The organism is Paenibacillus sp. FSL R5-0928, assembly GCF_037970385.1.
Taxonomy (GTDB): domain Bacteria; phylum Bacillota; class Bacilli; order Paenibacillales; family Paenibacillaceae; genus Paenibacillus_AQ; species Paenibacillus_AQ odorifer.
The window spans coordinates 2,332,985-2,345,424 of record NZ_CP150225.1 but is presented as its reverse complement, the minus strand read 5'-3'; the positions used below and the strand labels follow the sequence as shown (position 1 = coordinate 2,345,424).

Sequence of the window (12,440 nt, the reverse complement as noted above, 5' to 3'; positions counted from 1 at the left end):
ACTAGGCTACGGACGGCAACGGGACTGTTCCACCGCACGCCCCTCTATTTAGCGCTAATGACAATTCGACCCAACGCGTAGCCGCCTTCGCTTCTGACGCCCAATACTCGCTAATAAGCCGATTCTCAAACATAAAGATGCGGGGAACTTCGCCCTCGACCGCCCATACGCCCACAAAGTAGTCGGCCTCGGAATGGTCATACGTAGTCCCGTTACCTTTACGCGCATACACTACCAAGTCGCCAGCGCGGTCGGTTCGTTGGTGAATCGTTTTCACCTGAATCTTCGCGTAATAGCCCGTTAATGGATCGCGCGCTAAGATATCGTACGCCTCGTCTGTCTCCGCTTGGTGAACGAGCCACCCGTTAGCTAATAACGCAAGACGCGCCGCTAACTCCGAATACTTACCGGTTATTTCAGTAATATGTGCCGTCTGAACCACGTCCTCTCTCGTTATAATTATCGCGGCCGTCACCGCCAGCCAGCGCAACCAACACGCGGACCGGCGGTTTATTACCGTTGTTACCTGACGCTAAGAGTTGCGTCCGTTCTAAAGTTGCTACGCACATGCTAGCGGACACCTCCGGAATATTCGTTTGAGTTGGCGCCATAACCTCCGCATCAAAACGGAAGATCCTCTTCGGAGATATCGATAGGAGCCCCGTCGTCGGCTGGCGGCGGAGTCTGTGTACTAGTTCCCGCGCTCGCTCCGATAGACAGTCCAAGTCGTCCGATATCAAAACCCGCGACTACGAGATTCTTCGTTTGCTCAGCGTCATCGGCTACGTATAAGCACGTTTCGAAATCCGCTAAGTCGAACGGTGCCGCCACGAGCTTAGCGAAGTTAGCGCGTTCTTCCGGCGTGAGGTCTTCGTCCATGTCAATGATCGGAGACAGCGCGACGACTGCGTTTGTGCTCGATCCGGTCTTAGCGAGTTCGAACGCGATTGTTCCGAGCTTCTTCTCGTACTTCTTGATAACGGCTTTGAGCGTTTCCTCTTGCTTCGGACTCAGATCGACTACTACGTCCTTACCAGTCGCTAAGTCGAAGAATGCGCGAAGGAAACGTTTCTTTCCGCGATACAAATACGCCTCATCCGTAATCTTCTTAACTGCGTCTTCACTGGCGCCGGCATTCTTCGCTGTGTCCGCCTCTTTATAAAGGAGCGCAGCCGCTTGATCCCATACGGTCGGATTAGCGTCAATATAACCGCGAGCATTACGTGTTGCGGGATTCTTAGGAACGAACGTGTTCACTTTCTTGAAGATGCTGTAACCGTAATACTCCGCCACGTCGTTAATCGACTTAACGCCAACCTTTAGCGCTGTTCCGGATTTAAACGAAGTAATCGGACTCTCCTTCGCGCCTCCTTCGTTGTTACCTGCCGCCGCTGCCTCTGCGCCTACCTTCGTAAACATCGACATTCGATCACGTTCCTTTTCGGTTTATTTCGGACTATAGCTTCCTACGTCCGCAACGCGGCACTAACGTGCTTATATCGTTGTTATCCGCCGTTAATACCGCGTTGCTGGCGTAGGATATACGCGCAGCTCATCGTTATACATACGCTACAACACTTTTCATTAGCGTCGTTTTCTCGCGCTGAATTTCCAGTAACTCACGTTCCAGGCGCGTCGCTTCCGCATCAATTCCGGATATTTTCGCAGTCATTTCCGCAGCTACACGCGCGGATTCCGACTTAGCTCGGCGGAGATCAAGTTGCGCACGTTCTACGGATAACTCCGCTTTACGGACGCTAATCCGTTTTAACTCGCGTTTTTCCTTGCGCTCCGCTGCGCTAACCGCCCGTAGAATAATACGCTCAATTGGACTACGTAGCGATTCGGACGCTTTGTGTTGCGGATATAATGTAAAGACCGTAGATTCCGTCGGATGTATAAGAAACGCAATCCGTCGATAAGCGAACATGCGCGCAGGCTTACCGTCCTCGTCGACAACTAGCGGTGAAACTAACGTAGCCTTACGCAGCATGTCCATTACGTACATAGGCGCTTTTGAGCGGTCAATGCCGAAGTGCTCGACGGCGCGGTCGCAAGCGTGTGGACTAACGAAGATTTTGCCGATAAAATGCGTGCCAGCTTGCGGATCAATCGCGACCGCTTTCGCATCACTTCTCATGCGATGACACGCCCCTTCATAACGCTACGGATATCGATATAATCCGCTGTGTCTTCGTAGTTTTCGAAGCCTCCGTTATATATGCGATCGACCAATCTGTTTGAAACGTGGGGATTGCGTGTATTTATATGAGTAACGTTTTTTATACGATTCATGGCGTTAACCTCCGGTTAATAAATAGTAGGCGCAGTTAAATAAGCGTTGACAACCGCAAATTTTTTGCGTAATATTGAAAACGTGAAGTATTGAATGGATATATTTAGGAAATCATATACATAAGGTAACTAATACCACCGGAATATCTTTAAATCTTTGTGATATAATTAATACTGGAACGGACATCATGCCCGATAGCCCGTTCCGAAAATCATTTAAACGGCTAAGTATTCGCGGACATCACCGAAGCGATTGGCGTCGTAACGGCGAGCAAGTCTGCGAAGCTTACGTTTAACTGTCTCATGGTGTATCCCAAGTGATCTTGCGATCTCCGTGGGCTTTGCGTCTAGCGGCGCGAACAAATATGCTTCGACGATTGTAGTCGTCGCGGTATCGGTCTTGGCGGACCGAGTAAGGGAATCGATCAGCCTCAACTGGTCGGTTCTTTTTTTACGTTGACGGAGTTCAACTGCCGTTTCTACGGGACGCTCATCACCGTCTCTTTCCATAACCTCCGAGTTTGGCGACTCGTTATCAATGGAAAGTTCGAAACGTTTCCGTCGGCGCTGCTCTGTCTTGAAATAATCTAACTGCGCTTCACGAAGTGCTTTCAGCAGTAGCGATCCAAAATTATCCGATGATTTGGTGATCACCTTAAGGATAACGGAATCCAGTAGCTCGTCCGCATCGTTGGCGTCGCCCATTCGGGAAAACACGATCCGGCTACGGTTAATCTGGCGGAACAGCACGCCCGCCTCTTTGTACATTTCGGAAAAGGTGCCGTCCGTGCCATCCGCTAAATATGCAGCGGCGAGCTTATTCAATTTTTCAAAGTTCAATACTCAACAACTCCTCAAGAGATATTTATAATTTCAATGCTTGTCTGCCTTACATATATAAAGCCGACATGCTCAAATGCCCCGCACACTTTTACAAGAAAAATATGTTAGAATAATTAAGTTATCATTTCGCAAAGTATCGGAGGCGCTCATAAATGTACGTTGTCGGTGAATGCCGACTTCGGGCGCTACTCAAAGATCGTAAACTATCGCAGGCTGAGCTTAGCCGCAGGACCGGATACTCCCGTTCGCAAATCGGTCACTGGATAAACGACCGGAAACGTGTGGGCGTTATGGGCCTCGACAAAGCGCGGACGATTGCGGAAGTTCTCGGTCTTGACTCCCCGTACGACTTGTACGAATGGGAAGAAGCTCCCGTTAAGGCAACGGACGATTAATTTCGTTCGTACCGACAAAAAGTCGTCAAATTTTACGACATTTCACGTACACAAACGCACGCGAATCGCATCTATCCGTTTTGCTGCCTCGCATGCTTCTCTAGTTGCCGCAATACCCGCCGCGTTAAAATCCTTCGCGCTGTTCGGAATCTCTACGTTGTATAATCGCACGTACCCGCGCATCTTTCTTTCGATCTCCCACCGCAGCTTTTCGCCGGCGGCATCGTTATCGCCCGCAATCAATAGTTCCTCGATCGGACTACGCCGCAGTAGATTCGCCTTTTCCTCGGTAAACTCCGATCCGCCGACCGCTAAGCCGAACGTACCCGCCGTACTAGCGGACATGCTGTCGATCTCAGCCTCTACGATAACCGCGCGCTTGATATTCCGCCGATAAGCGATATCTATTCCGTATATCATCGACTTGACCGGAGCCCCTCCGCGCGCATACCAGAATTGTTTACCGTAAGTTGACCGCCACTTTGCGTTAAGGAACGTTCCGATCGGGCTTGTCCACGGCATAACTACCGCATTCTTCGCAACGTCGTAGCCGCAGCTGTAAAGCCGCTGTATAACTGGCGCTATTCCTCGATTAGTTAAGTACGGAATCTCTCGTTGTATGTACGGGGACATATCGATTGGCTTACGTATAGCAGCTTGCGTTTCGGGCGCGTTCAATCGGATACGTAGCGTAGGACGCTCGTCCACGTCAGCAACCGTTAACTCTTCAAACGCTTCCCGCAGCGTAATGTTGCGCAGGAAGCTGTAAAGCTTCAACAGGCTTCCACGTGCCCACTCCGGATCTACCGCGCCGGCATCGTTCCAACATCCGAAGCTCTCCGCGTCAGTATCGATAACTACGGAGAATGACGGAGTGTTATCCGCGCGTAAGCCGAACGGCGAGGATGCGATTAGGCGTCCGCGGCTATTCGGCTGGACATTGCGCCAGGGATAACGTTCGACGGCCGCGAGAAAGAGTTCGTGATTAATCGTAATAGTAGCGTTCATATATTCACCTCCGCAGACTCAAATAAGGCCGCGCTATGGCTGTAGCAATTAACGCGGCCATCTTCCATTTAGTTGATAATTGTTGTATACTTGTCTATGGATTAGAATGATGGAGTAATGACAATATTCAGGCGACGTCCGATTGCGGCCCTTTGAGAGAGGTGTTCCGCAATTTGGACAGCTTGAGGCAATAGTGCGGTGGCACGTAGATACTTAGGCATTGTCCAGCCCGGCTTTCCTACTGTGCCGCTTTCGCGAAACTTCTGATCCACGGACACGTTATACCGCTTTATGAACTCCGCGTCAAAAAGAGTCCAATAATCACGTTCAGAAATGTTGTTATCCTGACAGTATACATACTGCTTACGGGACAGCGCACGCTCCAACTTGAGATTCTCCCCGTCTGAAACTTTTGGTAAACCTCCACGATTGCCTATGGACCTTTGCGCGGCCTTACCAATTGCCGTCCCACGCTTCCTACTAATGAACGCCTCCATTACTGTCAATATACGCCCTTGTCCGTCAAATGCGGAAAACTCCTGTGAATCTTCTACGATATCCTTGCGCACACCGAATTGCGATAAATCGACAACGCCGTTAGTTGCTACGTATTTATTATACTCGGACACAACTTCTCTGCTTGTCGCGTTAAAATACGGATTACGCGCGTATATGTCCGTGATTAGTCCGCGCACACCCTCCCGAGACCATGCTTGATATACTGCTAGGCTGTCACTTGTGTCTATTCCCGCTTGCTTGAAAAAGGTTCTGAGTGCGGACGCACCTGGCTTTTGTAGGATGTAGCGTACAAGTGACTGCACAGTTATTATCTCTTCGCGTACATCGAACTCAACCCCGCCAATAAGCATTTGGTATAACATATTTTTGAGTAGTTGCTCGTTTATGGCGTCCGACAATTTATCGTCCCAGCCTGCGCCTATATGTGTTTTTATTTTTCCGGGTATTCTCTTCCAAGTTAGTACGTCGTCTGTAACAACCTCGGAAAAGTTGCGGAATGAACTAATATTGATTGAAGCAATAACAGACTCCTCGATGGCTACTCCCTGCATACGCACACTTGGTATTGCGCAATTCGCAGGAATACTTTTAAACGCGTTATCCGTCGTGTCTAGTCCTATCTTCTTAAAACCAAACGCGGGCATCTCTGACTCCTCTAAGATACTTACGCCCTTTTTACGGAAATACGCAGTCTGCGCGGTGTCTATAGTCCCTACTTTTTCCTGTGCTGATTGAAACTTCTCCAACAATGCTACTCCCTTTTTAACTCTACTCATTTGCTATCGCCTCCATTATTTTTTCTGCCCTACTATAATCGTGCTCGATTAACATCCGCAAAGATATCTCCGCCATAAAACCCAACTGTTCCATATAAAGCTCTTTCGCCATCTCATCCGTTGCCCGCGTATAGTCTCCGGCTGACATCGACAAGTTGCCGACGAATGGGCGCAGACTCTCGTGAAAGAATCGCAGTAACGAGCGGTCCGGCCCGAGCGGTAACTCTCCGTAATCTTTAACCTCCGCAGCCGTCCGCGCCGAATACTCGATTAACTCAAAGATGCGCGGGTCGATCGCTGGCTTAGCGGGAATGTACGCCTCATCTTCGTCAGGCTCGTCCGGCTCTTCTTCTAACGTTTCCAGACGCTTCAAATCGTTAAACGCGGTTCTTCGTGATACGCCCTCCGCCAACGCCGCCTGTTCAACGGTGCTGCCTTCGTCGATGTGCGCTTGGATGCGTTCGGCGCGTTCGATAATCGCGGGTTCCGCCGTTGCGGTTGCTGGACGCTGTTTGCCATCCGCTGATTCTACGAGTGCAACCGTGGAATTTTCTACAGTTGCACCCTCCGCCCTATCCTTCGTCCAATTGAACGCTGTCTTAGGGTCAATGCCTAGCCATTCGCCGATCAACCGGTAACTCTTGCCTGCCCGACGCAAGTTTATCGCGGCTTCTTGGCGTTCCTTCTTCGATATACTGCGGCCTAACGTGTTCAATTGGTAAGCCGCGCCTTCTTTTTCTTCGTCCGTTAGCGCGAGGTGCCTCGTAACAACTACATATTCAAGTCCGCAATCAATCGCGGCGCGGTAACGGTGGTGTCCGTCGAGGATAACGTAGTCTTCGTCGACGTGGATCGCGTTTTGTATTCCGTTAACGCGGATGTTCTCACGAAATTGTTCGTAGCGCTCCTTGTCCATACTCTTCCATACTTGATAGCGTCCGACGGTTATTTGCGATAACGACGCTATGTGCGTTTCGGCGGGCTTTTGTTTGGCTTCTGCATTCATCTTTCGGCCTCCTATATAGTAATAACGCAAGATAACCTCGCGCTGCTTGCCGAAGGGGTCGGCGTAGCTGTCGTCGGGGCGGCGTATGGGGTACGTCCGGCTCCGTAACATTTTAAGCGGAGGTTGTCTTGCGTGGGTTTGGGTTCGGCGTCGACAGGCGTCTATTCCGGCGGTTATTGCGGAAATTGTATTGCGGAGGTGGTAGTGCGGGTTATATCTTTCAGCGTGTGTATGCGGTTGTTTAACTTAATATGACAAGCATACTCGCATTTTCTTAATTCGTCAATCATTTTTCTTAACTTGTTATGCATAATGTATACTTTCGTCAGAAAAAAGATATACTAAAGGTATCCCGAAAGATGAAAAGGTGAGACCATGTCGTTAGTCCAAAGTTATAAACCGTTTAGAATCCGCATGGCAGAACGCAATCTGTCACGCAAGGAAGTAGAAGAGGCTACGGGAATCAACCGAAACACTATGAGTCGACTGTATAACGATAAAGCCGTTTCGATTGAAACCCTAGCGGTCATCTGCGATTATTTAGGGTGCCGTATTGAGGACGTAGTTGAGTTCGTGCCGGCTACGGATTAAATTTCGCAGCCTCATTCGCTAAGTCCGTTTCCTGTACGATGCCCCAATTCGGCAGATACACGATTTCCACGCGCGTATCCTCACCACCGTTGCGCCCTTTTCCGAGCTCGATTACTCCGCGCCCTTCGTGTGCCAGCGTATCTATACCGAAAATGTTCGCGGCATCCTCAAGTATCGCTTTCGACTTCTTAAGCTCCGCACGTTTTGGCGGCCGCAGCTCGCGTACTCCATCTTCGCCCTTTTCTGACGCATCTTCCTCCGCTTGTGTTACGAGATGAATTACGGTCTTCGTCTGCCCCGCCAAGCGCTTAAGCTTAACGGAGGTCGCCGCCACATCACCGCCGGCTACCCGTGACGTGTTCGCTTCGTAATCCATGAGATATATCGGATCGACTACAACTACGTCCGCCTCTGTTTCGCGAATGTCCGCCTCTAATTGCGTGATTCCTCGCTCCGTAAAGCCTTCGCTATCTGCAGCGCGGAGTATAATGCGCCCTGGGATCAATTCGTTCAGCGTACGGAGGAACGTCTCAAACTGCGTTTCGAACTCGTCCGTTAAGCGCCCCATTAATAGCGCCTTATTTTCGAAGCCTGCCGCGTAATCCACTCCGTCGATGTTCGCATTAAATAGTCCGTTACGTGAGCTGATTGACGAGTAAGCTCGCGCCATCCATTCGAACTCCGACATCTCTAACGCCCATACGAGAACAGTTGCGCCCTGAAACGCAGCTTCGATCGCGCCGTCCTCCATTACTAGAACGGATTTACCGCGACCGGATCGCGCATACCACGCATAAGTGTTGCCGGAGAAATAACCGCCAATTTGATCGTTAATAGATGCGAATTTACTGCGCCAGATACGAAATGACGTTCCGGCTTTCCGTGCTCGATACTCTGCTAGAAACTTATCCGTCTCGCTGGAAACGTCTGTTAATATACGAATGTTCGTTCGTGTTTCCAGTTTAATCCGTTCGAGCTGTTTCGTCAATGATGCGACAAACTCTTCCGTTGTCTTTGTGTCGAAATCGCGCTGCATATTCGGATCACTTAGAAGCTTCGCTGTCGCACGTTTGCCCGCCGCATCCTTTAACTCCCGCGCTAAGTAGTCGAATGAGTCCGTAACGCCGGGTATATATGCGCACACCTCGTCCGGAAATTCCGCTACGAAAGTCGATAGCGATGGCGCTACTCCGCCGTTATCTGCCGCGTACTTAACAACGAAGTCATGCGCGCGCTGTTCGCCTTCCGTGGCGTAGTCTGTTCGCTTAATGCCGAGCCGTGTTAACGTTTGGACATCGCCGGTGTCTACGATCTTAGATAGTAATTGCTGACCGTGCGCCGCCATAGGTACACCTCCTATTTTACTCTCGCTTAACCTAACACCCAACTCCCATATAAGACGATATTCATTCGACATAGTTGGGATTATTTATAAATTATTGGACGGCATTAGGAAATAATTAAGTACGTTAATGTATTCTCAGTGCGTTATCATAGCGCAATTTGTCGAATATAGCCGCGATTATCGCGTGATACCATGCGTTCTCCCGAAATCGCATCTTAACGTCTATTTACGCCGTTTTACGCAGACCTCGCTTACTCTCGCCCACAAATTGTATCTCTGCGCACTGCTCGCGAATACGGTCCTGTAGCCGCTTATCGAATACCGCGATCAAATCCGACATGAGTACGTTACTCGTATAAACAGACGGTAGACTGTTCGCGGCCCGATGATTTATAACGCTGTGTAAATCACCGCGGAAACCATCGGAGGCATCACGTACGCCTATATCATCAAGGATCGCGAATGGTGCGCGCTTAACGGCTTGCATCCGGCGGTAGTATTCGCGCGATGCGGGTCCGGCTACATCTTCCGGAACTTTAGGACGCGTAAACTCCGTATATAATGTCTGCCACTCGTTGACATCAAGAAAATAAACCGGACATTCTAACGGCTGCTTTCCACGCTGGATACTGCCAATATAGTGTCGGATAATCCATTCGTTGCCTAATGCGGAAGCCGTCGTCGTCTTTCCTGTTCCCGGCCCTTCGCTATATAAGTACAGCGATTTAATACGTCCCACTTCCATATCACCGAATTGCCGCGCAAAAGTCCTGGCGTATGGCTCGATCACGCTATAAGCGCGGTACTCCCCCGTCATACCTCGCGCAAGTGCTTCGCGTGCTGGCGAATTGGCGAGCGTAATACCTTTGTAGTCCGCAGGTATATTCGCCGCACCTACGCGTCCTCCGAGTCCATTTGCGCCGTGGCAAGCGATGAACGACGGACAGCGCGAGTTACACTTGGCGGTGTCGGCTAGCGTGCAATATCCGGATAATATGCATTTTTTAGCGTGCGTCAATTGCGTTCCTCCCTTCGTATAAACAACATATCACCTAGCAATCGATCTGTCCTCTTACAAAAACGCTTGAAAAATGTTGTGTTTTAGGTACTTGAATTACGCAGGTAATTGTGATAATAAAAACACAAGAATGTTGTCGAATGCGACCTATTTTATCTGTTATTTCCAAAATAAGTGTAATCCTAAAGTGTGTCTATTATAAAAACTCCGCCAATTCCTCCGCAGTCATCCCGCCATTTACCACCGCTTGTTCCTGCGCTGCCTTTACCCGTTCCTTACGTTGCCCGTTCGCAAGGACTTGCGGCATAAGGCGGGGCAGTAACCACGTTATCAAAAAGCCCGCTGTTAACTGCGGATATTCCGTTGTTACGCGATGTTCCGCGAAAGCACGTTCGATCGTCTCGCGTAAAGCTTCCGCACCATATAGCGTTAGTGCACGTTTGATTACGCCTTGTTCGAAGCGATAACCGCCTGCAGCCGGAATGTACGTTTCCACTCCGTAACGCTCGCGATTGAGCTCCGTAATCATCACCTGGACGGTCAGCGTATTCCAATCCGCGAGAGGTAGATTACGCCAGTCTTTACGTTGGTCGGCGGTGATTTTCGGTTTAGGCGGCGCTTTCTTGCGTGGTGCCATAATCTAACGCCTCCTTCGCGATTCGCGCCATAACTGAGCGCGGAATCATTCCGTGTTTGCGGTCGTCCATCCGTTCGAGGGCGGCGCGTAACCGCTCATTCTCCGCAACAACCGGCGAGTACACTTCGCAATAGAAGCAGAACGCGCCCTCTACGTGGCACTGACAGGCGCTACTCATTACGCATACCCCCGATAGTGTTGTAGTGTAGCTTCGAGCGAATCGCGCTGCATACGCAGGGACTCAACTTCCGCCTCCGCTCTAATCGCCCGTTCAATTGCGTGAGGCCAACCGGTGCGCGCTTCGACGATGAACGTTGCGTCTTCCGGAGACATATCTACGTACTCACCGTCATGTGGTCCTCCGATAGAAATTACGTCCGCAAACGTGTCGTCCCGCACAACCTCACGTCCCCACTCCGTAAAACGCAGCCACGGTCCTGGTTGCGCCGCGCTGCAGATCGCTAAGTCCGCGCTTAAATCCCGTTTAATCTCCGTCATAATTACGTTCCCCTTTCGATATCAATCTACGCTAGAATCCCGGACCACGACATGAACGCTACAAACGCGAGCAGCGGCCACGATACGACCACTATCGCCGTGCCTACGAAATTCAGCGGCATGCCTTCGTGTGACAGCCACGCAGCGGCCGCGAGTCCTATCGCAGTGTAAACGAACACGTCCGTATTGACTACGCGCCAGAGTACCGTCAAGATACGCTTAACCTTCGCCATAATTACGCCGCCCCTAACGTTAGAATATTTCCGATTACGATTACACACAGCGATACAATTATCGCCACATCTGCGCTCAGCAATATCGATACGATTGCCGCAATGAGTCCTAGCGCAATTAGCGCCTTCCCCGCGAGATACCGTACAATCCGGTCGCCTAAGTCGAACATTCCGCATCCTCCTCGTCTTTAGTATCTGCGGGCTTCTCCCCGCGATAATGCGCTATTATGTCCGCTACACTTTCGAATTTCACTTACGCTGCCTCCTTCTCCGTTTGTAAGTACGCTTGATAAGCGCGCTGTGCCGCTTGTGTCTGCGAGAACGGAGCCCCAACGCGTAAGCACTCCGCTACAAACTCCGCATCATCATCGCGGAACGGACTGCCCACCGTATACAGCCGCCAGTGTGACCTCAATGTGCCGCTCCTGTATCAAGAGCTAGTCACCTCCGTTAACTTGGCGATAATGGCCGCGAGACATACCGCTTCCGGCTCTGTCTCCGCGTATGCGTCTACGATACGACTGCCGGGCTTTCCGTCCCAACGTCCGACCTGCGCTCGATAACTTCCGTCTACATGCGTTCCTACCGTATGATACTCGAACGCCTCAAGCACTGCCCACGCTGCGGAAATGTCCGTTGTGTACTCGTCCATAACACGGCCAAATCCGAAGTCGGATACGTAGGGTTCACCATTCTCGTATTCTACGTTTAATCCGAACACAACCTCCGCAATCCACACGTCCCGTTCCCTTGCGCATAACTCCGCCCACTTTGCGACTATCTCTTCGCGTGTCATTACGCCACACCTCCCGCAATCTTTACGCGTCCTACCGACACCTCAACGCGGCCGAACGGAGTCTCCAACGTGACTTCCCGCGTGTAAAAGTTCTGGCCGACACACTTGTAAACGCCGGAGCCGTCGACCGCTACGTACTTATCGCGGTAGTCCGCCTGCAGCATCTCGCGGGCCTCCGCTATTGCCTTCGCCCATAAGTCCATTCTCCGCTACACCTCCCACGTAATATCCGCAGCATGCGCGTTCTCGAATATCTGCGCGCTCGCTCCGTATTGTTTAAACGCCCACTCGTCCGCCTGCTTGCGATTTCTTGCGTATACGACCTCGACGATTTTATTGCCGATATAGATTGCGTATGTTCCCGGAGCCATCGGCTTTCCTATGCGTACTGTCATTTCATCCGCTCCCTTATTCGTATAATAACTCCGCGCAAATATGGCGAAGGTGTGTAAACGCCTGATTTTCGGCGGTAAATAGGTG

General features: G+C 50.7%; 21 protein-coding genes. 2 read left to right on the top strand and 19 right to left on the bottom strand.

The window, feature by feature from the left end:
• Position 1: 1 nt before the first annotated feature.
• The 6 genes from MKZ16_RS10300 to MKZ16_RS10275 all read right to left on the bottom strand — a co-directional run bounded on the left by MKZ16_RS10300 (position 2) and on the right by MKZ16_RS10275 (position 3,045).
• The gene (locus tag MKZ16_RS10300) at positions 2 to 442 is read right to left on the bottom strand and encodes a hypothetical protein (protein WP_076104046.1); all 441 of its coding nucleotides are present in this window, start codon (positions 440 to 442) and stop codon (positions 2 to 4) included.
• Positions 417 to 611 carry a hypothetical protein gene (locus MKZ16_RS10295; protein WP_339815628.1) on the bottom strand — a complete coding sequence of 65 codons (195 nt, stop codon included), beginning with the start codon at positions 609 to 611 and terminating at the stop codon, positions 417 to 419. The genes MKZ16_RS10300 and MKZ16_RS10295 overlap by 26 nt, the downstream gene beginning before the upstream one ends.
• A 10-nt stretch (positions 612 to 621) precedes the next feature.
• On the bottom strand, positions 622 to 1,425 hold the full coding sequence (locus MKZ16_RS10290; protein ID WP_076104047.1) for a hypothetical protein: 804 nt from the start codon (positions 1,423 to 1,425) through the stop codon (positions 622 to 624).
• Positions 1,426 to 1,558: 133 nt separating this feature from the next.
• Positions 1,559 to 2,140: a hypothetical protein gene (locus MKZ16_RS10285; RefSeq protein WP_076104048.1), complete on the bottom strand. Its 582-nt coding sequence runs from the start codon at positions 2,138 to 2,140 to the stop codon at positions 1,559 to 1,561.
• The gene (locus MKZ16_RS10280; protein ID WP_155986541.1) at positions 2,137 to 2,295 is read right to left on the bottom strand and encodes a hypothetical protein; all 159 of its coding nucleotides are present in this window, start codon (positions 2,293 to 2,295) and stop codon (positions 2,137 to 2,139) included. The genes MKZ16_RS10285 and MKZ16_RS10280 overlap by 4 nt, the downstream gene beginning before the upstream one ends.
• A gap of 216 nt (positions 2,296 to 2,511) precedes the next feature.
• Entirely contained in the window at positions 2,512 to 3,045 is a 534-nt protein-coding gene (locus tag MKZ16_RS10275; RefSeq protein ID WP_143758996.1) for a hypothetical protein, read from the bottom strand.
• 245 nt (positions 3,046 to 3,290) lie between these two features.
• Here MKZ16_RS10275 and MKZ16_RS10270 point away from each other — a divergent pair, with 245 nt between their 5' ends.
• Positions 3,291 to 3,533, top strand: coding sequence for a helix-turn-helix transcriptional regulator (locus MKZ16_RS10270; protein ID WP_076104050.1), 243 nt, complete (start codon positions 3,291 to 3,293; stop codon positions 3,531 to 3,533).
• A gap of 42 nt (positions 3,534 to 3,575) precedes the next feature.
• Here MKZ16_RS10270 and MKZ16_RS10265 read toward each other — a convergent pair whose 3' ends face one another.
• From MKZ16_RS10265 to MKZ16_RS10255, 3 genes are all read right to left on the bottom strand, one after another.
• On the bottom strand, positions 3,576 to 4,541 hold the full coding sequence (locus MKZ16_RS10265) for a toprim domain-containing protein (protein ID WP_076104051.1): 966 nt from the start codon (positions 4,539 to 4,541) through the stop codon (positions 3,576 to 3,578).
• A 101-nt stretch (positions 4,542 to 4,642) separates the two neighbouring features.
• Positions 4,643 to 5,836 (bottom strand): hypothetical protein, encoded by a 1,194-nt coding sequence (locus MKZ16_RS10260; protein ID WP_076104052.1) that lies wholly within the window; start codon positions 5,834 to 5,836, stop codon positions 4,643 to 4,645.
• A complete protein-coding gene (locus MKZ16_RS10255; RefSeq protein WP_076104053.1) occupies positions 5,829 to 6,842 on the bottom strand; it encodes a ParB/RepB/Spo0J family partition protein in 1,014 nt (337 codons plus the stop codon). Before MKZ16_RS10255 ends, MKZ16_RS10260 begins: the two co-directional genes overlap by 8 nt.
• Positions 6,843 to 7,256: 414 nt before the next feature.
• Between MKZ16_RS10255 and MKZ16_RS10250 the strand changes: the two genes are divergently transcribed.
• Positions 7,257 to 7,433 carry a helix-turn-helix transcriptional regulator gene (locus tag MKZ16_RS10250; RefSeq protein ID WP_339815624.1) on the top strand — a complete coding sequence of 59 codons (177 nt, stop codon included), beginning with the start codon at positions 7,257 to 7,259 and terminating at the stop codon, positions 7,431 to 7,433.
• Here MKZ16_RS10250 and MKZ16_RS10245 read toward each other — a convergent pair.
• The 10 genes from MKZ16_RS10245 to MKZ16_RS10200 form a co-directional block, all read right to left on the bottom strand.
• The gene (locus MKZ16_RS10245; protein ID WP_339815622.1) at positions 7,423 to 8,850 is read right to left on the bottom strand and encodes a DnaB-like helicase C-terminal domain-containing protein; all 1,428 of its coding nucleotides are present in this window, start codon (positions 8,848 to 8,850) and stop codon (positions 7,423 to 7,425) included. The two genes, MKZ16_RS10250 and MKZ16_RS10245, sit on opposite strands and share 11 nt — an antisense overlap.
• Positions 8,851 to 9,004: 154 nt before the next feature.
• Positions 9,005 to 9,595, bottom strand: coding sequence for a DNA replication protein (locus MKZ16_RS10240; RefSeq protein WP_339815620.1), 591 nt, complete (start codon positions 9,593 to 9,595; stop codon positions 9,005 to 9,007).
• A 397-nt stretch (positions 9,596 to 9,992) separates the two neighbouring features.
• The gene (locus tag MKZ16_RS10235) at positions 9,993 to 10,433 is read right to left on the bottom strand and encodes a hypothetical protein (RefSeq protein WP_076104057.1); all 441 of its coding nucleotides are present in this window, start codon (positions 10,431 to 10,433) and stop codon (positions 9,993 to 9,995) included.
• Positions 10,434 to 10,610: 177 nt separating this feature from the next.
• On the bottom strand, positions 10,611 to 10,931 hold the full coding sequence (locus MKZ16_RS10230; protein WP_076104059.1) for a hypothetical protein: 321 nt from the start codon (positions 10,929 to 10,931) through the stop codon (positions 10,611 to 10,613).
• A gap of 26 nt (positions 10,932 to 10,957) precedes the next feature.
• Entirely contained in the window at positions 10,958 to 11,212 is a 255-nt protein-coding gene (locus MKZ16_RS10225; RefSeq protein ID WP_339815617.1) for a hypothetical protein, read from the bottom strand.
• Positions 11,167 to 11,334 (bottom strand): hypothetical protein, encoded by a 168-nt coding sequence (locus tag MKZ16_RS10220; RefSeq protein WP_179089982.1) that lies wholly within the window; start codon positions 11,332 to 11,334, stop codon positions 11,167 to 11,169. The genes MKZ16_RS10225 and MKZ16_RS10220 overlap by 46 nt, the downstream gene beginning before the upstream one ends.
• Positions 11,335 to 11,417: 83 nt before the next feature.
• Positions 11,418 to 11,579, bottom strand: a complete 162-nt coding sequence (locus tag MKZ16_RS10215) for a hypothetical protein (RefSeq protein ID WP_179089983.1) — start codon at positions 11,577 to 11,579, stop codon at positions 11,418 to 11,420.
• A 15-nt stretch (positions 11,580 to 11,594) separates the two neighbouring features.
• Complete coding sequence (locus MKZ16_RS10210; protein ID WP_076104061.1) at positions 11,595 to 11,960, bottom strand: hypothetical protein; 366 nt, start codon at positions 11,958 to 11,960, stop codon at positions 11,595 to 11,597.
• Positions 11,960 to 12,163, bottom strand: coding sequence for a hypothetical protein (locus tag MKZ16_RS10205; RefSeq protein WP_076104062.1), 204 nt, complete (start codon positions 12,161 to 12,163; stop codon positions 11,960 to 11,962). The genes MKZ16_RS10210 and MKZ16_RS10205 overlap by 1 nt, the downstream gene beginning before the upstream one ends.
• A gap of 6 nt (positions 12,164 to 12,169) precedes the next feature.
• Positions 12,170 to 12,355, bottom strand: a complete 186-nt coding sequence (locus tag MKZ16_RS10200; protein ID WP_076104063.1) for a hypothetical protein — start codon at positions 12,353 to 12,355, stop codon at positions 12,170 to 12,172.
• Positions 12,356 to 12,440 lie beyond the last annotated feature (85 nt).